The sequence below is a fragment of the uncultured Methanobrevibacter sp. genome (assembly GCF_937906425.1).
Lineage (GTDB): Archaea > Methanobacteriota > Methanobacteria > Methanobacteriales > Methanobacteriaceae > Methanobrevibacter.
Genome location: NZ_CALCYR010000263.1, coordinates 1 through 22,504, shown reverse-complemented (window position 1 = coordinate 22,504; position 22,504 = coordinate 1). Strand labels below are relative to the sequence as shown.

17 protein-coding genes are annotated in these 22,504 nt (G+C 29.3%); 5 read left to right on the top strand and 12 right to left on the bottom strand.

Annotation, left to right across the window (positions count from 1 at the left end):
* The first annotated feature begins 412 nt into the window (after positions 1-412).
* From Q0138_RS07785 to comC, 3 genes are all read left to right on the top strand, one after another.
* Positions 413-2,323, top strand: coding sequence for a beta-CASP ribonuclease aCPSF1 (locus Q0138_RS07785; RefSeq protein WP_297983005.1), 1,911 nt, complete (start codon positions 413-415; stop codon positions 2,321-2,323).
* A 387-nt stretch (positions 2,324-2,710) separates the two neighbouring features.
* The gene (purM, locus tag Q0138_RS07780) at positions 2,711-3,730 is read left to right on the top strand and encodes a phosphoribosylformylglycinamidine cyclo-ligase (RefSeq protein WP_297983002.1); all 1,020 of its coding nucleotides are present in this window, start codon (positions 2,711-2,713) and stop codon (positions 3,728-3,730) included.
* A 197-nt stretch (positions 3,731-3,927) separates the two neighbouring features.
* A complete protein-coding gene (comC, locus tag Q0138_RS07775) occupies positions 3,928-4,956 on the top strand; it encodes an L-sulfolactate dehydrogenase (protein ID WP_297982997.1) in 1,029 nt (342 codons plus the stop codon).
* Between the two features lie 536 nt (positions 4,957-5,492).
* On the opposite strand, the gene Q0138_RS07770 is transcribed toward comC, so the two are convergent.
* From Q0138_RS07770 to Q0138_RS07745, 6 genes are all read right to left on the bottom strand, one after another.
* Complete coding sequence (locus Q0138_RS07770; RefSeq protein ID WP_297982994.1) at positions 5,493-5,888, bottom strand: hypothetical protein; 396 nt, start codon at positions 5,886-5,888, stop codon at positions 5,493-5,495.
* 13 nt (positions 5,889-5,901) lie between these two features.
* Complete coding sequence (locus Q0138_RS07765; RefSeq protein WP_297982992.1) at positions 5,902-6,291, bottom strand: putative zinc-binding protein; 390 nt, start codon at positions 6,289-6,291, stop codon at positions 5,902-5,904.
* A 164-nt stretch (positions 6,292-6,455) separates the two neighbouring features.
* Positions 6,456-8,369 (bottom strand): DNA-directed DNA polymerase, encoded by a 1,914-nt coding sequence (locus Q0138_RS07760; protein ID WP_297982989.1) that lies wholly within the window; start codon positions 8,367-8,369, stop codon positions 6,456-6,458.
* Positions 8,370-8,436: 67 nt separating this feature from the next.
* Positions 8,437-9,636, bottom strand: coding sequence for an AI-2E family transporter (locus Q0138_RS07755; protein ID WP_297982986.1), 1,200 nt, complete (start codon positions 9,634-9,636; stop codon positions 8,437-8,439).
* Between the two features lie 214 nt (positions 9,637-9,850).
* Positions 9,851-10,663 carry a dihydroorotate dehydrogenase electron transfer subunit gene (locus Q0138_RS07750; protein WP_297982983.1) on the bottom strand — a complete coding sequence of 271 codons (813 nt, stop codon included), beginning with the start codon at positions 10,661-10,663 and terminating at the stop codon, positions 9,851-9,853.
* A gap of 144 nt (positions 10,664-10,807) precedes the next feature.
* Positions 10,808-11,713 (bottom strand): dihydroorotate dehydrogenase, encoded by a 906-nt coding sequence (locus tag Q0138_RS07745; protein ID WP_297982980.1) that lies wholly within the window; start codon positions 11,711-11,713, stop codon positions 10,808-10,810.
* 346 nt (positions 11,714-12,059) lie between these two features.
* Between Q0138_RS07745 and Q0138_RS07740 the strand changes: the two genes are divergently transcribed.
* Both Q0138_RS07740 and Q0138_RS07735 read left to right on the top strand, forming a co-directional pair.
* Complete coding sequence (locus tag Q0138_RS07740; protein ID WP_297982977.1) at positions 12,060-13,289, top strand: ATP-binding protein; 1,230 nt, start codon at positions 12,060-12,062, stop codon at positions 13,287-13,289.
* Between the two features lie 170 nt (positions 13,290-13,459).
* Positions 13,460-14,107, top strand: a complete 648-nt coding sequence (locus Q0138_RS07735) for a fibrillarin-like rRNA/tRNA 2'-O-methyltransferase (RefSeq protein ID WP_297982973.1) — start codon at positions 13,460-13,462, stop codon at positions 14,105-14,107.
* 1,076 nt (positions 14,108-15,183) lie between these two features.
* On the opposite strand, the gene coaBC is transcribed toward Q0138_RS07735, so the two are convergent.
* The 6 genes from coaBC to Q0138_RS07705 all read right to left on the bottom strand — a co-directional run bounded on the left by coaBC (position 15,184) and on the right by Q0138_RS07705 (position 21,673).
* Positions 15,184-16,365, bottom strand: coding sequence for a bifunctional phosphopantothenoylcysteine decarboxylase/phosphopantothenate--cysteine ligase CoaBC (gene coaBC, locus Q0138_RS07730; protein ID WP_297982970.1), 1,182 nt, complete (start codon positions 16,363-16,365; stop codon positions 15,184-15,186).
* Between the two features lie 305 nt (positions 16,366-16,670).
* On the bottom strand, positions 16,671-17,222 hold the full coding sequence (locus Q0138_RS07725; RefSeq protein WP_297982967.1) for a PsbP-related protein: 552 nt from the start codon (positions 17,220-17,222) through the stop codon (positions 16,671-16,673).
* A 26-nt stretch (positions 17,223-17,248) separates the two neighbouring features.
* Positions 17,249-18,031 (bottom strand): hypothetical protein, encoded by a 783-nt coding sequence (locus Q0138_RS07720; RefSeq protein WP_297982963.1) that lies wholly within the window; start codon positions 18,029-18,031, stop codon positions 17,249-17,251.
* Positions 18,032-18,343: 312 nt separating this feature from the next.
* Positions 18,344-19,168: a prephenate dehydratase gene (gene pheA, locus Q0138_RS07715; RefSeq protein WP_297983008.1), complete on the bottom strand. Its 825-nt coding sequence runs from the start codon at positions 19,166-19,168 to the stop codon at positions 18,344-18,346.
* Positions 19,169-19,551: 383 nt separating this feature from the next.
* Positions 19,552-20,370 carry a CBS domain-containing protein gene (locus tag Q0138_RS07710; protein ID WP_297982961.1) on the bottom strand — a complete coding sequence of 273 codons (819 nt, stop codon included), beginning with the start codon at positions 20,368-20,370 and terminating at the stop codon, positions 19,552-19,554.
* Positions 20,371-20,758: 388 nt separating this feature from the next.
* Complete coding sequence (locus Q0138_RS07705; RefSeq protein WP_297982958.1) at positions 20,759-21,673, bottom strand: CBS domain-containing protein; 915 nt, start codon at positions 21,671-21,673, stop codon at positions 20,759-20,761.
* Positions 21,674-22,504: the final 831 nt, after the last annotated feature.

Genomic DNA, 22,504 nt, shown 5'->3' with positions numbered 1-22,504 from the left:
AAATTCATTTTAAAAGAATAAAAGAGGGATAAATTATTAATAAATTAATTAAATAATGAATTAAATTAATAAAATAATGAATTAAATTAATAAAATAATGAATTAAATTAATAAAATAATAAATTAAATTAATTAAATTTTTAAATTATTAAATTTTTAAATTATTAAATTATTAAAATTGTTAAATTAATAATGATTTAAAAAAAACAGCTTATTTAAAAATTATTCCAATTTACTTAACGAATATTTGCTAATATCAGATTAAAGAATATTTTTAAAAGATAATTTAAGATTAAAAATATTAATTAAAATATTTTAATAAAATAAAAATATTTATTTAAAAAATTTTTATCCAAATATTGAAATTATTATCATATACTAATTTTATACATCTATTTTTCGAAGTGATTATATGGCTTCAAACGTTTTAGAAGAAATTAAAGAAAGAATTACAGAAAAACTACCTGAAGAAGTTCAATTAGCAAATATTGAATTCGAAGGCCCTGAAGTAGTTATCTATACAAAAAACCCAGATATTGTAGCAGATAACGGAGATTTAATCAGGAATTTAGCTAAAGAACTTAGAAAAAGAATCATCATCAGATCAGATAAATCAGTATTATTGCCTTATGATGAAACTATCCAAAAGGTTGAAGAGATAGTTCCAGAAGATGCTGAAATTTCAAACATAAACTTTGATGAGGTTACAAATGAAGTAATCATCGAAGCTATAAAACCTGGACTTGTTATTGGAAAATATGGAGTTACCTCTAGAGAAATCGTTAGAAAAACCGGATGGGCTCCAAAAATCTTAAGAACTCCTCCAATAAGATCTGAAATGATTGATAGAATCAGAACCACTTTAATGCACAACAGTAAGGAAAGAAAGAAAATCCTACAACGTTTAGGTGCAAGAATTCACCAAGGCGGAAAATACGAAAATGAATGGACCAGATTAACCGCTATGGGAGGATTTAAGGAAGTAGGTCGTTCCTGTATGTTATTGCAAACTCCAAACAGCAGAGTATTGCTTGATTGTGGAGTAAACGTAGCAGGACAAGATGATAAAGCTTCATTCCCAATGTTAGGAGTTCCTGAATTTTCAATCCAAGACTTGGATGCTGTTGTTGTATCTCACGCTCACTTGGACCACTGCGGATTTATCCCATATCTATACCACTATGGATATGAAGGTCCTGTTTACTGTACAAGTGCAACAAGAGACTTAATGACTCTTTTACAATTGGATTATATTGATATTGCTCACAGAGAGAATAATACTCTCCCATTTAATCGTAAACATGTTCAAAAGATGATTAAACACACAATCACCCTTGATTACGGTGTTGTAACCGACATTTCACCAGACATTAAATTGACCTTGCACAATGCAGGACACATTTTAGGTTCAGCAATGTGTCACTTCCACATAGGAGATGGTGCTCATAACATGCTCTATACTGGTGATTTCAAATATGAAAGAAGCAGACTCCTTGAAGCTGCAACCACAAGATTCCCAAGAGTGGAAAGCTGCGTAATGGAAAGTACATATGGTGGTCACGAGGATGTTACCCCTTCCAGAAACAATGCTGAAAGAGAATTGATGAAAACCATCTATAAGACCTTAAAACGTGGTGGAAAAGTATTGCTTCCAGTATTTGCAGTGGGAAGGGCACAGGAATTGATGATTGTGCTTGAAGAATATATGCGTCATGGAATGATTGATGAAGTTCCTATCCATCTTGACGGAATGATTTGGGAAGCTACTGCAGTTCACACTGCAAGACCTGAATACTTAAGTAAGGATTTAAGGGACCAAATCTTCCACATGAGCAGAAACCCATTCATGGCAGAATACTTCAACAAGGTTCAAAACAATGTTGAAAGAAAGGAAATTGTTGAGGGAGAACCTTCAATCATACTTTCAACATCAGGTATGTTAACAGGAGGAAATTCTGTAGAATACTTTAAATGGTTATGTGAAGACAAAAGAAATGCAATTGTCTTTGTAGGATACCAATCAGAAGGATCCCTTGGTAGAAGAATACAAAAGGGACATAAAGAATTGCCATTTGAAGATGAAGATGGAAAGACAAGAGTATTCAATGTAAAAATGGAAGTCAAAACCATTGAAGGATTTAGTGGACACTCCAACAGAAGACAATTGATGGAATTTGCCAAAAGATTGCATCCAAGACCTGATAAGATTATCACCTGTCACGGAGACCCTTATAAAACCGTTGACTTGGCTTCAAGCATTCACAGAAGCTATAAGATTGAGACAAAAACTCCGCTTATCCTGGATGCAGTAAGACTTCAATAGTTTCCGATACAAAATAAAATAGATTTTAAGAAATAAAATAAATATTGATGATATGAAATTGTTTTAAACAATAAAAACAAAAAGCCAAATCAATATAAAATATTGGAAACAAATATAATATAATTAAATAATAGCTAAAACAAATATTATATATTAAGCATTTAAAAATTTAAAAAATTAAAAACTTAAACTTGGAAATTTAAAAAAAAATAATTTTCAAGAGATTAAAAAAAATTTTGAAAAATTAAACTTGGAAATTTAAAAAAAATAATTTTCCAAAGAGTTAAAAACTCATTAAGAAAAAATAATTAAATTTCCATTAAAAAATTAAATTAATTAAAAATTAACTTAATTTAAAACAATCCAAATTATTAATAAGGTGAATTTATGGTTACTTATTCAGAATCTGGTGTTGATATTGACCTTGAAGCTGTTACAGTTGCAAAATTAGCTTCAAAATTAAAACCAACATTAGAATATAGAAACATTATTACTGACAGCGGACACTTCGCAGCATTAGTAGAACTTGGGGACAAGGCTATCGCAATGAGTACCGATGGTGTAGGAAGTAAAATTTTAGTAGCTAAAATGATGGAAAAATACGATACCGTTGGAATCGACATGATTGCAATGGTTGTAAACGACATTCTCTGTGTAGGTGCAGAACCAATTGCACTTGTAGATTACCTCGCAGTTGAAGAACCTGATCCAGAAGTGGCTAGTGAAATCGCTGACGGTTTGGTTAAAGGGGCAGAAGAATCCAGAATAGCAATTATTGGTGGAGAAACTGCTTCACTTCCGGGAATAGTTAAAGACTTTGACTTAGCAGGTACTGGAATAGGATTTGTAGACAAGGACAAAATCATCACTGGAGAGAATATTGAAGCTGGAGACATACTTATTGGATTAAGAAGTAGTGGAATCCACAGTAATGGTTTAAGTCTTGCAAGAAGAGCAATATTTGAAGATGGCGGATTCAGTGTAGATGACAAAATGCCAAATTCAGACAGCACCATTGGCGAAGAATTGTTAAAGCCAACCCAATTATATGTAAAAGCTATTGTTGAACTTTTAAAGGAAGACTTTAACATTAAAGGACTTGCACATATGACTGGTGGAGGAGTAAATAACCTCTCAAGACTTAAAAAAGGAATTGGATTTGAAATTGACAATTATCCAGAACCACAAGAGATTTTCAAATTGATCTATAATCAAGGAGTTCCTTTAGAAGAAATGTATAAGGTTTTCAATATGGGAATTGGATTCTGTGTAATCGCAAGCCCAGATGAAGCTGAAGCAGTTGTTGAAGCTTTAAATAAAAACATTGAAGCTTATATCGTAGGAAAAGTAATTGATGAAGAAAAAATCACTGTTAAAACCTTCGAAGGAACTGAAATAGAATATTAATTAAGATTATTCAAAAATTCTGTAAAAAAACAAAACATGATTATTTAGCAAAATAATCCAAAACAACTGTAAAAAAACAAAACAGGATTATTTAGCAGATTTTTATTTAATAAATTCAAAAAAACAAAAACCATAAACTATTAATAATTTACACTAAAATTGATTACAGCAATACGCAGTAGTAAAGGAGGGAAAAAATGAAAATTAGTGTTAATAATGAAAGAGAACTTGTAAAAGAAATTTTAATCAAACTCGGAGTTAAAGAAAATCAAGCGGATATTGTTACTGAAGCTACAATAGACTCTGATTTGAAAGGTTTCACTTCTCATGGACTTGGTAGATTCCCACAATACATTAAAGGAATCGAAAATGGTTTCATCGAAACCGACGGAGAATTTGAAATTGTAAAAGAAACCGACTCTATCGCATTAATTGATGGAAAAAGTCTCTTTGGCCAATATATTGCACACCAAGCAATGATTTTAGCTATTGAAAAAGCTAAAAAAATGGGTATTGGTGCTGTAGGTACTTTTAACTCTAACCATTTCGGAGTAACAGGATACTACTCTGATTTAGCAATAAGAAATGATGTTATTGGTATTGTAACATGTAACACTGAACCTGGAGTAGCCCCTCTTGGTGGAAAATCCCCAATTCTTGGAACCAATCCTGTAGCTATAGGCATTCCTTCAGACACCTACATTGCTGTAGACATGGCAACCTCTGTAAGTGCAAGAGGCAAATTATTGGAAGCTAAAAGAAAAGGTGAAGAAATTCCTCCAAACACTGCAATTGACAAGGATGGAAATCCTACCTGTGATCCTGAAGCTGCATTGGAAGGTTCAATCTTACCATTTGGTGGAGTTAAAGGATATGCTTTAAGTCTTATGATTGAAATTATGTGTGGACCATTAGTAAACGCTGCATTTGGTACTGCAGTAACCGGAACTGCAGGAGACTATAAGGAAAACTGTAACAAAGGAGATTTCTTTATAGCTATTGATCCATCCAAATTCGTTTCAATAGACCAATTCAAGAAAGAAGTTGAAGAATTTGTTACTGAAATCAGAGAATCTGGAAACACATTTATTCCAGGAGATCTTGAAGTAAAAAGAATTGCAGAAAATACAGAAAAAGGTTTAGAAATAGATGAAAAACTCTATGAAACCTTAAAAGAAACCTGTAATAATTTAGAAATAGATTTAGACAGTTATTTAACTGAATAAATATTTCTATTTTTTACTTTTTTAACTTTTTTTACTAACTTTACTAACTTTACTAACTTTACTATTTTTAACTAGAAAAATTATTAAATATTTTTACTTTTTACAAATTCACAATATTTAGAAATTAATCATTTAACAAATACCCATTAATAATTTCATGATTTTTACAATTATAAAAAATAAAATTTTTTTCAATATTGTTAACTATTTATTAAAAAAATGACAACAACTTTTATAAAAATTTAACTAAAAAATTTATATTAAAATTTTTAAAATAAAATTCAATTAAAATAATTTTAAAATAACAAGTGTCAAAATTATCAATCGTTAAATTAAAATAATAAAAGTAAATTTATAAAAAATAAAATAAAAAAATATAAAGATAGATAAACTGGTGTAAAAATAGAAAAGTAAATAAAAATTATAAAAATCTAAAAAATAAAAATCTAAAAAATAAAAATTTAAAATAATAAAAATTTTAAAAAATAAATAAAATTTAAAAAATAACTAAAAAAATTAAAAGAAAAAATTAGTTTTTATTCAAAAGAACAAGATGGTGCAAAACCAATATCACTTAAGAAAGTGTCAAGGGATTTTTCAGCCATTACAACATCATCAACCAAACAGAATATTCCCAATTTCCCCTCCTTAATAAATTGAGAAAACTTAGAAGAATCATCCAGTAGTTCTGAAGCATCCTCTTCAGTAATAGTAAAAAACAAATCAGTTTCCATCATATTCAAGGAACTGTTTACATTAAACTTGGAATCAATCATTCCTTCCTTTCTTTCAATCAATAAAAAATTCTTATCGGTTTCCCCTACAAAAATTGCTATTTTACAGCCAGGGCTTAAAACAGCAAAATAATGTTCACTGTCCTTTACAAATGCATCCCAAAGATTATTATCATGAATTTTAACTGGATTTACCATAAGTATCACCTAACTATTCCCTGTACAATAGCTCTTCGATCTTATTTTCAATAACATCCTTAACTATTTCTACACATTTTTCTCCTTCATCATCCAATCTTGCAGCATCATTTGCCTTATATTCAGTTTCAGAGAGAATATCCCCAACATTAAGTTCCTCAACAACATCAATGCCTTTTTGATTTAAGATTTTAGCCACACAATTTCCTTCACAACCATTAATAGCTAAAATAGGATATTTATTAGCCATATTTTTAAAACTTTCACTGTCTGCAGAAGTTGAACCCATACAGATAGACAATATTTCATGGTCATCAATTGCTAAATCATGAACTGCAACCCTTGAAACCAAACCATTTGGACTCATACCACTACATGCTGCTAAAGCTATCTTTTCTTCCATAAACACACATCCTAAAATATTTTTAAAAACCAATTAAATAATAATAATCAAATTTTAAAATAAAATCAACAAACTCCAAATACTAAAAAATAAATTTTAAAATAAAATCAACAATCTCCAAATACAAATAATTCAATTATTAACTCACCAAATCTAAATCAATATTACTTGTCCTCTTTTACATATTTAGCATAAAAACCATCCGTGTCTGCATAAATTGCTTTAAAACCATAATTTTCAGCTTCCTTCATAGCTTTCTTAATATGCTGACGTCCCCATGCTGTAATAGCTTGAGCACATTCAAATGAATACCAACGGAATCTTAAAAATCCATAAACTCCATACATTGTATTTGCCAAACGCTTCAATGCCTGTTGCTGAACATCAAGACTCTTTCTTAAAATAGGATCCTCAGTTTCCTTCATTCTATTTTTAACCCTAAACCTTTCCTGCAATACATCATTTAAAGCCTGCGGAATAAAACCTTGAGGCTCTTTCTTGAACTTGAAGAAATGTTCAGGACAGATGTAATAATCCTCATCATCTTCAGAATTGTTAAAAAATTCCTCTTCCATATCATTGTCTATTTCATCATAACCTGTTTCAAAGTCCTCAAATTTTGCATTATAGGAAACATTGTCCTTTACCAAAACATCTGGAGATATATTTTTAGAAATAATCAAGGTAGGATACAGACTCTTAAAATCGAACTGAACCAGATTTTCATGCAATCCTATTTCAGGCTCTTTTACATAACCCCCAGAATTGCTTCCCCTGTCATCAATGTTTTTCTTGGTCAAGGAAGGCTTGTTTGGAACAACCTCATTTGCCTCAAAGGCTTTTCTAACCAAAAACCATTCTGCCTGTTGACCTGTAGCCATACGGGTTACATCAAAGAATGGCTGACAAACAATACGGGTCAATTCCAGATTCAATGGCAAGGTTTCCATAGCTATCTTCAAGGTAGCCACCACATCATCCAAGGAGTACTTGAACAAGTTTCTTAACTCCTCTCCACCATTGTCCCAGAATTCAAATATTCTCTCTCCAGGAACATCTATCTTTTCCTCACCAAAGAATTCAAAGTAAACCCTTTCAAGAGTGTATCTATCAAGAGACATATATCTTCTCATTACAAGGTAAAGGTCAATATGAAGCAAACCCTTAAAGGAAGCGGCATTAGCATATCCTCTTCTTAGGAATTTTACATCAGAACCGTCAAATCCTAAATTCAAATCAACTCCATGAATCTTAGCCCTGTCCTTAAGATAAGGGAAGTCAAAATTATCTGAGTTATACCCGATGATAATATCTATATTGGCATCTTTAACTGTTTGAACAAATCGTTCAATCATTTCCTTTTCACTGCCAACAGTTTCAATAAAGCCCATTTCCTCATCATCAGAAAATTCATCACCCTTTGTTGAAATAACCTTTCTAACACCAACATTACTGTCAATACCAATCATGATTATTTCATCCTCTGCAGAATTAGGCATTCCATGAGGGTTTCTAACCTCAAGGTCAAAGCTCATCATTCTGAAATCCTGAAAATCAGTACTTGAGGTTTTAGGAGATTCTGTCAACTTAAGGATTTCCAATGATTCACTATCACTGTCTATGGTTTCAAATGAGTCGATAAGTTCTCCATTAAGTTCCAATTCAGCCATTGGAACAAGGGCATTATCAATCAAATATCTTCTATAAAATGGAATATCATGTTCCCTTAGTTGTTTTACTGAATTCAAGTCCCAAATCAAATCCCTATATTTTGGAACTTCCTGAGGATGGGTGAAATTAATCTTGACAAATTCACGAGGAACCTGCAAATCTTTCTTATTAACCTTTTCAAGACTAGTAAAAGACAATTCACCTTCTTCTTTTAGACTTTCCAAATCAGCAATACATTTGTCTATATTATTGGAAGGCAAAACATAAAGATATGGAGTGAATGAATCATCCAAAGCAATAATATCATTGGAATTTTCTCCATTAACCTTACCGAACAAACGCATAACCGGTTTTTCATCATAAGTTATATAATCAATATCTAAAAGAACAATATTTCTTTTAACCATTTTATAACCCCAAATAATAATTAACAATTCATTATTTTAATTTTAAAATAAAAATATAAAATTTAAATCATTTTTCCATAGTTTCATTAGCAACAGGAGCTAAATCCTTTTCATCTAGAGAATTATCATCTACAACAGAATCTAAATCCTTTTCATCTACAGAATTATCATCTACAACAGAATCTAAATCCTTTTCATCAGAACTTAAATCCTTTTCCTTATTTTCCCTATCAGAATCTAATTCCTCTTTTAAAGACTTAATTACCGCATAAGTTATTCCTAAAAACAATGGCCCTAAAATAAATCCTACAATTCCAAAGACCAATGGTCCTGCCATAAATCCAACTAAAAAGATTAAAGAAGGAATGTCCGAATATCTTCCTGCAAGGAATGGGCGAGTGTACATATCACTTAAACTAAGTACGAATCCCCATAAAACTGCCAATACGGCCCTTAATACATTTCCAGTAATGAAAACATCATAAATTGCCAATGCCCAATAAACAATCCATGGACCAAAAATAGGGATTAACTGGAATATTCCAATAACGATTCCAAGGAATAGGGCAAATTTATATCCCAGTAAGAAATAACCTACTCCTCCCATTACACCAATAATGACAGCGGTTAAAAAGTGACCGTAGAAAATGCTTTTCAATACATCAGCCACTTCTCCAAAGGTCTTATCAAAGAAAGGTTTATGTTCATCTGGAATGAATGCAAAAACATATTCCCATACATGATCCCCATCTCTTGTAAAGTAAAATATGGAACAAATCAATACAAACAATTGTAAAAGAATGTCTGAAAAGCTTTTAATCATACTTACAAGATAATTTGATGTTGATGATAAAAGACCATGAATTGAATCAATAATTGACTGAAGATAAGGGCTTATGAAATTCTGAACATCTGGAGGCAAACTTAGAACAAGTGAATTAATTGCATCTCCAAGACTTAAGTCAGGCCCAATAACCATATTGCTTGAACTTAAAAACATTGTGGCAAAATTAGCCAATTCCCAAAAGACATATCCGAATAGGAGTATCAATGGAATTAATACAACAAACATTGCTATAAAGATAGAAATTGATTCAAATTTAATTTTAGATTGGATTTTTTGAGCAATCGGCCTAAGACCATATGCAAACATTGCACCAAGCAAAATCATGTTTAAAACTGGAGCAATAGTAAAAAATGAAATAATCAATAAGGCAATTATGATTATTATATGAATTCCATATTTATTTTCTCTTAAATCAAACATTCTATCTACCTTTAAATAAAACAATTAAGTTCTTTTATATTTAGTAAAATTAATTTGCTTTAATCCCATTTAAAATTATCCAATCCAATAAATTTCCGCATAAACATAAAAAATTAAATAAATAAATTATCCAATCCAATAAATTTCCACATAAACATAAAAAATTAAATAAATAAATTATCCAATCCAATAATTTTCTTAAATTATAATTTAACTACCTATAATAAACTTTTAGGCCTGAAGCAGTCCTATGATACTCTCCAAACTCTTCGATTTGAGACATCTGATCTGATGAGAAGACAGGACCTTCTGCACAGATTCTCCAACCGGTATTGTCAACACAGCATTGGCCGCAAACACCAATTGCACATTTCATATAACGTTCCATGGAATATTCTCCGTCAATCATGTTTGATTCAAGAGTTCCATAAAGTGGTCTCATCATGACTTCAGGACCGCAGACAACTGCCCAATCGTATTCCTTATTTGCAATAAGCTCAAAAGCCCTTTGGGTTGCAAAACCTTTATAACCACATGATCCATCATCAGTACAGGTATAAACTGTAGCGCCAGCCTCTTTTAAACGAGTGTCAAACAAAAGTTCAGCCTTGGTTTGAGCAGCGCAAACTACATCAACTTTTGCCTTATTTTTTAAGGCCTTTTCAGCAAATGAAGCTATAGGAGCCATTCCAACTCCACCCCCAATAGCCAAGACCCTCATATTATCTAAATCAGTATCAAAACCATTTCCATAAGGCCCTCTAAGACCTAATTTATCTCCAACTTCAAGAGTGTGTAAGTTTTCAGTAAATTCTCCTACATTTTTAACTGTAATACCTAATTCTCCAGCAGGAATATCAATATATGAAATGGACATAGGCTTTTCATCCTCAAAATTCCAAACCATTACAAACTGACCAGGTTCTGGAATATTCTCACCTATCATAGTCCAATCAAAAATAAAAGTCTTTATTGAAGGGGTTTCTTCAACAATTCTTTTAATCTCTAAAACTTGAGGTACATTCATTTTATCACCAAAAATCAATATAATAATTTTATGCACAATTAACATCAGAACTTTTTTTAATAAAAGGTTAAATAATTCCCTAAAGGTTTAAATAATACCCTAAAGATTAAATAACTACCTAAAAAGGTTTAAACAAACAACATACTATTTATGTGCATATCCCACCATTTCTTCAATAGAATTAAATTCACTGTCTTCCAAAAAGTTTTCCAAATCTGAGTTGATTCTTCCAAAGATTTCAGGACCTTCATACATAATTGAAGTGCCTATTTGAACTGCACTTGCACCAGCATATAAAAACTCCACAACATCAGAATAATTACGTATTCCCCCAACACCAACAATTGGAATGTCAGTTGCCTCAAAGGCATCATAAACACAACGAATAGCTATTGGCTTAATTGCAGGACCACTCATACCACCAAACTTATTTGACAATATTGGATTTCCTGTTACAATATCAATTTTCATTCCAGGGCCTAATGAGTTTATTAATGTCAATCCATCAGCTCCCCCCTCTTCAGCAGCAATAGCTATTTCTGAAATATTAGTTACATTTGGAGTTAATTTAGCAAGAACCGGAACATCAACAGTATCCTTTACTGCCTTAACGAATTCACGTGTTAAATCAGGATTTTGACCGATTGAAGCCCCATAACCTTCCATTGCATGAGGACAGGAAACATTCAATTCAATCATGTCAACAAGCTTTTCAACCTTTCCTGCAACATATGAAAACTCATCAGGAGTTGCTCCATAAATTGAAGCTATGGATCTTCCCTTATGACGTTGGACAGCCTCCAATTCCTCTATAAATGCATCAACGCCAGGGCTTGAAAGACCAATTGCATTTATTATTCCTCCTTCAACAGCTACAGTAGTTGGATTTTTATATCCCTCATTTGGCTCCTTGGAAAATGATTTGGAAACTACAGACCCTGCACCAGAATCTAAAATCCAGTTTAATGAGGAAGCATGACTTCCTAAAACCCCTGCAGCAAGCATCAATGGGTTTTTCAACCTAATCCCACATAAATTAGTTTTTAACATTATTAACCTCCAATAAATTAAATAATATCTAACTTATAAAACTTAAAAATTGAAAAAATATTTTTAATTTTATACTAATTTAATTTATATAAAACATATGTTATATAATATTTGATTTTTATTAAAACTCAGACAAAACAATACTAAAATAAAACCAATGAAAATAAAAAAAAAAAATAAAACCCTACAAAAAACAGAACAAAATAAAAAATAAAAAAAATAAAACCCTACAAAAAACAGAACAAAATAAAAAATAAAAAAATAAAAAATAAAATAAAACCAAAAAATCAGACTAATTCAAAAAACAAAATAAAACTATATTAAAAATAAAAATTAAAATTAAATTATGGAATATTATATAACACAATCTATTGCAGGATTTTTTGCTTTTGATGAAGGTCTTGAAATAGTCAACTATAAACTATTTGATAAGGAAAATATTGGCTTAAATCTTCTTAAAATTGAAAAAGATGAAATTTGTGATGAGGAAATCGAGTTGATTGATGATTTGAAACTAAATGAGGATGATTCAATCTTTATCGAAACAACAAAAAGAAGATCACAATATAATGAATTGGACAATTATGAAAAAATCATCATTAAAAGCCCAAATAAGGGTGGAGAACATTTAAGGCAAAACCTTGATGAAATCCTGGATAAGATAGGATTTTTAGATGAGGATGAGGACATCAGCAAATACTACGAAGACTTGGCTATCCTAAAAATTAAGGAATCCTCACAGGAAGAGGACAAATTGCTCATTCAGGCAATCAATTCTGTAGATGACATAGACGAGTCAATAAGCAAAATGGTTGAACGTATCCGTGATTGGTACACAATTTACTTCCCTGAAATGGATACAATCTCAAACAATGAGAGTTATATTAAACTTATTGCTGAAAGTGAAAACCGAGAAGACATCATTGAAAACCATCAAAACATAATCGGCGAAGATATTGAATACAGCAGCGGTGCAGACATTAAAGAGGAAGACTTGATAATGCTTAAAAGCTTTGCAAAATCAATCCACTCACTTCAAAATTCAAGAAAGGAATTGGAAATCTATATTGACAATAAAATGGAAAGCATTGCTCCAAACCTTAGAGACCTATTGGGGGCTACATTAGGTGCTAAATTGATAGCCCATATTGGAAGCATAAAAAGATTGGCAACATATCCTGCAAGTACTGTCCAAATCATGGGTGCTGAAAAGGCAGTCTTCAGACATTTGAAAACTGGAGAAAGACCGCCAAAACACGGGCTTATTTTCCAACACCCAAGCGTTAGAGGCGCAAGCTGGTGGAACAGAGGAAAGATAGCAAGAAATCTTGCATTGAAAATTACCTTTGCCGTTAGAAAAGACGTTTTTAGTGGAGAATACGATCCTAAAATTGCTGAAGACTATCTGAAAAAGGTAGAGGAAATAGAAAAAGAAAATCCATTCCCTAAAAAAACCACAAGAAAAAGAAAAAATGAAAAGGCTCTAGAAAAGGAAATAAAACAGAAGGGAAAATCCAAGAAATATAAGGGAAACAAGAAAAACAAGAAAAATAAAAAGAGAAAGAAAAGGAAATAATCTTACAGATTAGGAATAGAAATTTAGGACTTAATAAATTAAATGAAAAAGGCTTATAAAATAAGAATTTAGAACCGTGAAGAAACTAATGAAAAAAGGGTTAAACTAAGAATTTAGAACCGTGAAGAAACTAATGAAAAAAGGGTTAAAATAAGAAAGGAATGGTTTAAATGGAAATTTTTCAAAAGGATGGAAACATAGCTACCAAAAATCTTAATCCTGGAATTAAGGTCTATGATGAAAAGCTGATTCAGGAAGAGGAGGGGACTGAATACAGATTATGGAATCCAAGAAGATCAAAATTGGCAGCTGCACTTTTAAACGGGCTTTATGACTTAAAGATAGAGAATAATTCAAAAATATTATATTTAGGCGCATCTACAGGAACAACAGTTTCACACATTTCAGACATTGCATATGATGGACTAATCTATGCAGTGGAATTTTCACCTGTCAGCATGAAGAAATTGGTGAGACTCAGTCAAAAGAGAAAAAACATTGCACCATTACTTGCTGATGCAACCAAACCAAAATATTATTTAAACAAGGTTGAAAAAGTGGATTTAGTCTATTGTGACGTTGCTCAGGAAAAACAAAGCGAATTGTTCATGAAAAATATGGACTTATTCCTAAAAGAAGATGGCCAAGGCCTAATTACAATAAAAGCAAGAAGCATTGACGTTATTCAAAAACCTAAAAAAATCTTCAAGGAAGAGGAGAAAAAAATAAAAGCTAATGGTTATTCCATTCTTGAAAAAATCAAATTAGAGCCTTATGAAAAAGACCATATCGCATTTCTTGTTGAAAAATCTTTTTAAAATCATTTATATTAATTTTTTTAAAAAAAAATTTTTCAAAAACCATACATAAACCTTTTTATTCAATATATCTTTAAAAAATAAACTCTTTGTTTAAAATAAATCTACTTTTTTTAGCTAATAAATATACCATTTATAATATAAACACATTAATAAAATCAAATAAAATTTTAAAAAATATTATAAATTAAAGAACAGAAAGAAGACAAAACTAAATTTAAACCCTTAAAAACTGTTTTTAAAGTAGTATTACTTTTTTAAAAAATTCATAAAAAGAAAACTAAAATTTATGTATAGAATTATGTGATAAATAACTGATTGTTAGTTAAAATTGAAAATAATACTATGAACTTTATAATTTCACAGATAATAAATTTATAAGCAAATTAATATGAAATAAGAATATTTTTAATAGTTCTAAAAAATACTAACAATCTCAAAAAAGTATTACTTATGAAAGCTTTTTATATAAGAAAATAACAAATATATAATTGCTAATGCAATAAAAAAAGAGTTCATAAAAATATCCTCTAAGTCAATTCACTCATGAAAGCACTCCATAATTAGCATACTTAGAGGATTGAACTTTTTTTATTAAATAAACTATTTTTAACTATTTTTTTACAAGATTTTTTCAAAAATTTACTAATTTTTTCTTTAATTTCAAAAATAAGAAAGAACCTATCTTTTTATAAAAAAGTAATACTTTTTTTAATATATTATCACTTAAACTTAGATAATAAAACTAAATGAACTAATTCAATAATTGTTGATTTCACATGCTAGAATTAGCATATGATGAAAGATGCATTAATAAAAATATAAACTATTAATTAAGAAAAAATACTAAGAGTAAAATTTATGAAAAAAATGAACAATTGGGGAAAAATCAAGGAAAATAAAAAAACATTTTTAAAAAATTTTTAAAAAAGAGGATTAAATTAAAAAAATCCTGAAAAAATAATAAACAAAACTAAAAATAAAAAATAAAAAAAATATAATAAAAAATAAGATGCTAAATTAAAAAAATAAACAAAAGATAAGACTAAAATTAGCCAATAAAATAAAAAGCCCAATTAAATATTATTGGCAATTTCATCAAAAATGCATTTGGCTATTTCTGATTTGGAACTTAAATCAACTTTTTTTATCTCATCATTTAATAAAATAACTTCATTAGTCAAAGATCCAAATCCACAGCCTTCACTTGCAACATCATTTGCAACAACCAAGTCTGTTCCTGCTTCCTTCATTTGAGTTTTAGCACATTCAATCATCCTTTCCTCACTTATATCATATTCAGCCTTAAAACCTACCAAATAGATATTAGGATTGATTTTCTTAATTTGTCTAATGATTTTTGCAACAGGTTCAAAGTCCAATGAAAGATTTAATGATGATGAAATCTTATGATTTTCCTTTTTAATAGGAGTAAAGTCAGAAACTGCAGCAGTAGCTATAAAAATATCATAATCTGGAATCAATTCATTAGCCTTTTCATTCATAAGACCACTGGATTCTGCATTAACAACATCAAAGCTTTTAGGAATATTTACCTCATGATGAGCTGCCAAAATCTTTAAATTGGCACCACGAATATAAGCCTCTTTTGCCAATTCAAGACCCATTCTACCTGAAGACCTATTAGAAATACCCCTGATAGGATCTATCTCCTCAAATGTTCCTCCCAAACTGATTAAAACATTTTTATCTGCAAACTTGGAAATTTCATCACTTGCCTCATTCTTTTGAGCCTTATCAAGATTAACTGTTCTGATAGATGACAATACAATATCTTCAATAGCTGGAAACTTAGCCTTTCCCTCTTCAATACGTGGATTTACAAAGACAATTCCATCCTTTTTTAGCTTTTCCACATTTTCACTAACTGCATCATACATTGAATCATGCATAGAAGGCACAAAGACAATAGGAGTATTATGTCCAAATGCAGTGATTAAAAGAGTGTTTACAGGATTGTCTGAAATTCTGTATGCAAATTTGCTTATTGTATTGGCGGTAGCTGGAGCAACCAAGATCAAATCCTCTTGAGAATATCTGACATGTTCAATCTTACCTGTAAGCTCTGTTACAACTTCCTGACCGGTAGCAAATTCCAAAGCATTTGGATGAATGATTTTACATGCTTCCTTGGTCATAAAAGCCTTTACATTATGACCTTGCCTTCTAAACTCACGAGCTAACTTAATTGTTTCAGTAGCTGCAATACTACCAGTTACACATAATACAATATCCATAAAATCACATCTAAATAATCAATACATAATACTAATTAAATTAAATTAAATTAAAATAAATAATAATGTCTTAAATTTAATTAAACTTATTAATTAAATGAAAATCAATTAAAAGAACTAAATAAACCAATAAAACTAATTAAATCAATAAAAGATAAAACTAAAAAAAATAAAAAAATTCTAAATAAAATTAAATTCTAAATAAAATAAAAAATTTCTAAATTAAATAAAAATTAAAAAATTAAAAAATAAAATAAGCAATTAAACCAATTAAATGATTAGAATACCCTAAATTCAATCATCAATTAATTAAATTGCATATTATTAATAATAAAGTCAAAAGTACTTTCCTCTTCAGCCCATTTGGATTCAGGAGCTGTACATAAAATAACATAAATGTCAGAATCCTTCTTAAACCAGATAGCCTTATGCTGTTTTAAATATCCTGTATCACTTGAGGTATAACCTACTTCCATACCTTGAGTTCCTGCAATTGTAACATTTCCTTCATATAATATTTCATATGCAGAATTACGGGATAAACGATTATAATTTGACTTAAATTCATAATCAAGTGAATTATAAGTGGATTTCTTTTCAACATTAAGGTTAATACTATTAAATCCTGCAGAATCCTTAGTGTTAGAGTCTGCAACAGCTAGAATGGAACTGTTTGAATTGGATTTAGCAGAAACCCAATCTCCAGGAATCAATAAGTTAACTCCATTCTCACTAAATTCAATTGTTTCCTGGGATTTATTAACATCCCCACCAGTAGTAATTGGATGAACAATAAGGAAAGAAGCACCTAAGATCAATATTACGATAATAAGCCCAATAGCAAAAATTTTTTTCATAAATTATCTCCAAAAATATTTTAAAATCATTCAGAACTTCCTGAACTAGAACCTCCACCAGAAGAACTACCAGAACCTCCAGAACTATAACCACCAGAACTAGAACCTCCACCAGAAGAACTACCAGAACCTCCAGAAATGGAACCACCAGAAGAACTGCCAGAACCTCCAGAACTATAACCGCTAGAACTAGATGAACTACCTGAACCGCTTGAATAACTGGAAGAACTACTGTAATCTGATCCACTGCTAGAACTATATGAATCAGAACTATAATCACTTGAATATGATTTAGTAGAAGTGTAAGAAGTGTAATTTGAAGTGTAGTTAGAACTTGTTGTCTTATTTGCTTCCACATATGGGAATGCAGTATCGTTAATTGTTGCACCGCCTGAAATCATATTTGTAACATCATTTTCAAAACCATTGGTCATACCAAAGGTTATTCCTGCTCCAAAAGCAACAAGTAAGAAAACAACTGCTAAAACAACATATAAAGAACTAAAGGACTTGCTTTTCTCCTCTTTTTTTCTAGTCCTATTATAAGATTCGGGATTATTAATAAATTTTTGAACCAAACGTTCATCTTCCTCTCGATTTTTATCAAGAGCATCATCTTTAGGATGGAGAGACTGAACTTCGTTTTTACCTTGCATAGCTCTAATCCTATTACTGACATCAATAGTTTCAATCTTATGCTTATACTGATTAGAAAGATAAATGTACTTTTCTTCAGAAATTAAACCAGCCTCATAATCTTGTTCAAGATTTTGAAGAATTTGCATAAGTTTTCTTTTATCCTGACTCATATATTCCCTCCTATAAACTTATGGAATAAAATATTCATATTTAAACAAAAGGTTTAATAATTATAATAATTGTATATATTAATTTTATATTTTATAAAGTATGCTATAAAAAAGAATAAATTTTAAATTAAAAATAAATTCATAAAAAATCAAAAAAAGCCATGACGCTTTTAAAAATTGAAATAAAAAACAAAGAAAAAAATTATTAAAAAAATTGTTGAATTTGGACATTGATGAAATGAAATGAAATAAAATGAAATAAAAAATAATAAAATAAAATGAAATGAAATAAAATGAAATAAAAATAAAGAATTATTTAAATAAATCTTCGCTATAAACTGGATAAGAGCCTAAAACTTTAAAGAATGAAGTGTTTGACTCCAATTCATTTAAAATCCTACTTATATTTTCATCCAAACGATGCCCTTCCATATCAATAAAGAAAATATAATGTCCCAATCCTTCTTTGGAAGGTCTTGACTCAATTTTAGTCAAGTTAATGTTTTCCTCTGCAAAGATGGATAAAATCTCATAAAGTCCTCCAGGCTTATCCTCAAAGAGGGAAAATGAAATGGAAGTCTTATCATTTCCAGTTATTGGAGAATCCTCTTTATCCAATACAACAAAACGGGTCTGATTATTGAAATTCTCCTGAATGTTTGTATCAATGACCTTAAGATTATACAATTCTGCAGCCTTCAATGTGCCAATAGCCGCATCCTCTCCAGTTTCTGCAACCCTTTTAGCTGCAGCTGCAGTACTTAATGAATAATGAGCGGTTAAGTTATTCCTTTCCAAATAAGGTTGACATTGACCAATAGCTTGAGAATGGGAATAAACATTTTCAATTTCATCAACAGTGACATCGGAAGCTGCCAAAAGATTATGGTTAATTGGAATAATAATCTCATTTTTAATCTTTAAGTCAAAATTGTGAATTAATGAGTCTAAAGTTAAACTAACCGGACCTTCAATTGAATTCTCTATAGGAACAATACCACATACACATTCACCAGACTCAACAGAACTCATAACTGTTGGAATTGAACAGTATGAAATCAAATCATCAGACACTAATGAAGCTGCCTCGTGGGAAAATGTTCCTTGAGGACCTAAAAATGCTACCTTTTCATGAATCATAAATAAATAACCTCGAATAATAAAAATATCAATTTTAAAACAATGCAAAATTTAACAAAAAATAATTTTAAAACTAAATAAAAAATTTTAAAACTAAATAAAAAATTTTAAAACTAAATAAATACTTCTTAAATTAATTAAATAATTTTAATATTAAATAAAATTTTTTAAATTTTTAAAGATATTTCTTAATTTTGTGCTATTTTAACTTTATTTATTCTAATATAAAAATCATTGTTTTAGAAAAATAGAACTAATTAACCTAATTAAGGATTAAAAACAGTGTTAAAAAAAGAGTTAAAATAATTAAAAAGAGTAAAAAACAATAAAAAAAGAAAAAAATAAGCATAAGAGAATCTTATGCTTTTAACCAAAATCAATTACTGTGTTTCAATCTCATAAATCAATTTCAGCAAGTCAGACTGAGTTACAATTCCTATAATTTGATCTTCTTCATCAACTACAGGATAACCATTATAACCAGTTGAAATCATTGCGTCAGCAAGGTCTGGAATAGTAGTTTCCGCGGAAATGTTTTCCACATTTCTAGACATATAATCTCCAGCAATCAATTCCTTAATACGTGAAGACATATTCTTATCAGAATTGTGTTTCCTAAATGAAACCAATGCCTTTGCAATATCCTTTGAAGTAATGATTCCTGCAAGCTCATTGTCTTCAGTCAATAATAGACGTCCGACCTTAGAGTCCATAATGACCTTTCTTGCATGAATCAAACGATCATCAACAGATATGGAAATAATATCCTGAGTCATAATATCCTTAACTCTAATCTTTTCATAGGCCTTAGCCTTACAAAGATAAATAAAATCGGATTTTGTAACGATTCCAGCCATTTCACCATCAGATAAAACTGGAATAGCTCCAATATTCTTCTCAATCAATATATTTGCAACATCTGTCAATTCATCATCCACATCTGCAGTGATTAAATCCTTAACCATTACAGTAGATACATGGAAATGTGAAGGTGCTAAATTACCATATTTAGCAGACCCTAATTTATTAGCTATATCCTTTTCTGAGATAATACCCACTAAAGATTTTTTATTTTCATTGGTACTAGTAACAGGTATCCTTGATAAGTTGTCTTTATACATTAATCGAAGACAATCACAAATGTTTAAATTCTTATCAATAGATACTACATTCTCTGACATAATATTTTTAATTCTCATTTTAATCCCAACGATTTAAGTCGAAATAGCTATTAGAAAAATAAATATAGGATTATTAAATAATAGCATCTATCAGATTAAATAATTACTTATCAATAGCTATCTCTTAAAGTTCAAGCAGCTAGATAATTAAGCTAAAAAAAGTGAAAAGACAATTTAAAATTAAAAATAGAGTATCTTTAAGACTAGAAATATTAAATTTAAAACTAAAAATATCTTAAATCCCTTTATGAAATTAATAATAAACTATCTTCAAACCCTTTAGCTAAAAATTCAATAAATATAATTATTTAAAACTGAAAATCAGTCAAAAAATAATTTATTTCTTAAACTGAAAATCAATGCAAAATAATTTATTCCTTAAACTGATATCAGAACAATAATTTAATTATTTAAGAACTGTGTTCAAAATATCTCTTTCTGTAACAATTCCAACAAGTTGATCATCTTCAACAACTGGAACTCCACCAATATTCTTTTCAGCTAATAATTCACATAAATCACCTAATTTAACACTAGGTTCAGTAATTGAAATATTTGGTTTGACAATCTCAGAGATTTTTCTTTTTAAAACATCCAAACCACTGTTTGAAGTCATGGTAGCAAATGTTTCTTTATCACCGAAGAATCTTAAAATATCAGTGGAGGTAACAATACCTACCAAATTGTCTTCTTCTACTACAGGAATTCTTCTTAAATTGTTTCTAACCATTATTTTGGAACAGCTTTCAATAGGGGTTCCAGGAGTTGTTGTAATAACATTCTTAACCATGATGTCTCCAACTTTTTCATTGGTTAGAGAACCTGCAAGTGCTAAAGCAAAATCTCTTTCAGTGACTATTCCCACTAATTTATCCTCTTTATCAACAATAGGTAAAGAACCAATACCATTTTCGGTCATTACTGCTACACTTTCTTTAATGGAATATTTAGGACTTATGGAAATAACATCACGAGTCATGATTTCCTTAACAGGATCATTGATTGCTGCCAAGAAATTGTCATTGTGTTTCTTTTCAATAATGTCAAATTTACTTCCACCACCTAAGAAATCTAGAATATCCATAGCAGTTACTATACCTAAAAGTTTATTTGAGCCAGGATGAGTTACTGGTAATCTTCTGAATTCATGTTCTATCATCATTTCAGCAGCTTCCTTAATGGATCTGGATTGAGAAATGCTAATCACTTCTTTTTTAGCTAAAGTCATGATTTCTCCCTCATTTTCAGCTACTTTACTATCATGTTCAATAGATCCACGATTCATGGATTTTCTCAAATTTTTTGCGCTTTTGTCTTTCATTTCGACACCTCCGAATTAAATAATTCTTTCAGGTCTAAACTATAAACATCTAAAATCCTCTTAAATTACTGAATAATCCTTTTTTAATTTCAATGAAAAAATATTAAAAAATTATTTGCAAATAAAAAATCAAAAGAAAAATGTTAAATTTTATTAAAAATCTACAATAAACCTTTTACTATTGAATTTAATTTAAAAATCTATAATAATCCTTTTTAATACTTCACATTTTCAATTAAAAAAATAAATCATCAAATAATCATCTTAAGAAGAAATAAATGATTTATAACTTAATTTTGAAATTATGGATTTGTGGGAAGTTCTGTATATCATTAATTCCACGATTCAAATCTCCAAATGGTTAAAAACCAATTGAAATTTAAATTAAAAAAATAAAAAAATGACATAGAACTAACTACATTTTAACTTATGTTATGTGTTATTAATATTATTATCGATTTAATTTTAATTAAAAGATTTATATATTAATTTCAAAAAGATAATAAAAAATAATTTAATTCTTAAAATTAAAAATTTTGAAAAAATTTAAAAAAAATAATAAATTAAATTAAGAGAAAAATTAAAAAAAATAATTAAATTAAATTAAAAGGAAAAGATTAAAAAAATAATTAAATTAAATTAAATTAAAAGAAAAAAATTAAAAAAAATAAAATAAAATTCAGCTAGAAAAAGAAAAAAAATAAAAAAATAAAATAAAATTCAACTTAAATAAGAAAAACTAAAAAAATAAAAATTTAATATTATAATAAATAAATATAAATTAGTACAAATTAATAAAAAAATAATTTTAATTGTTTAAAAATTTTAAAA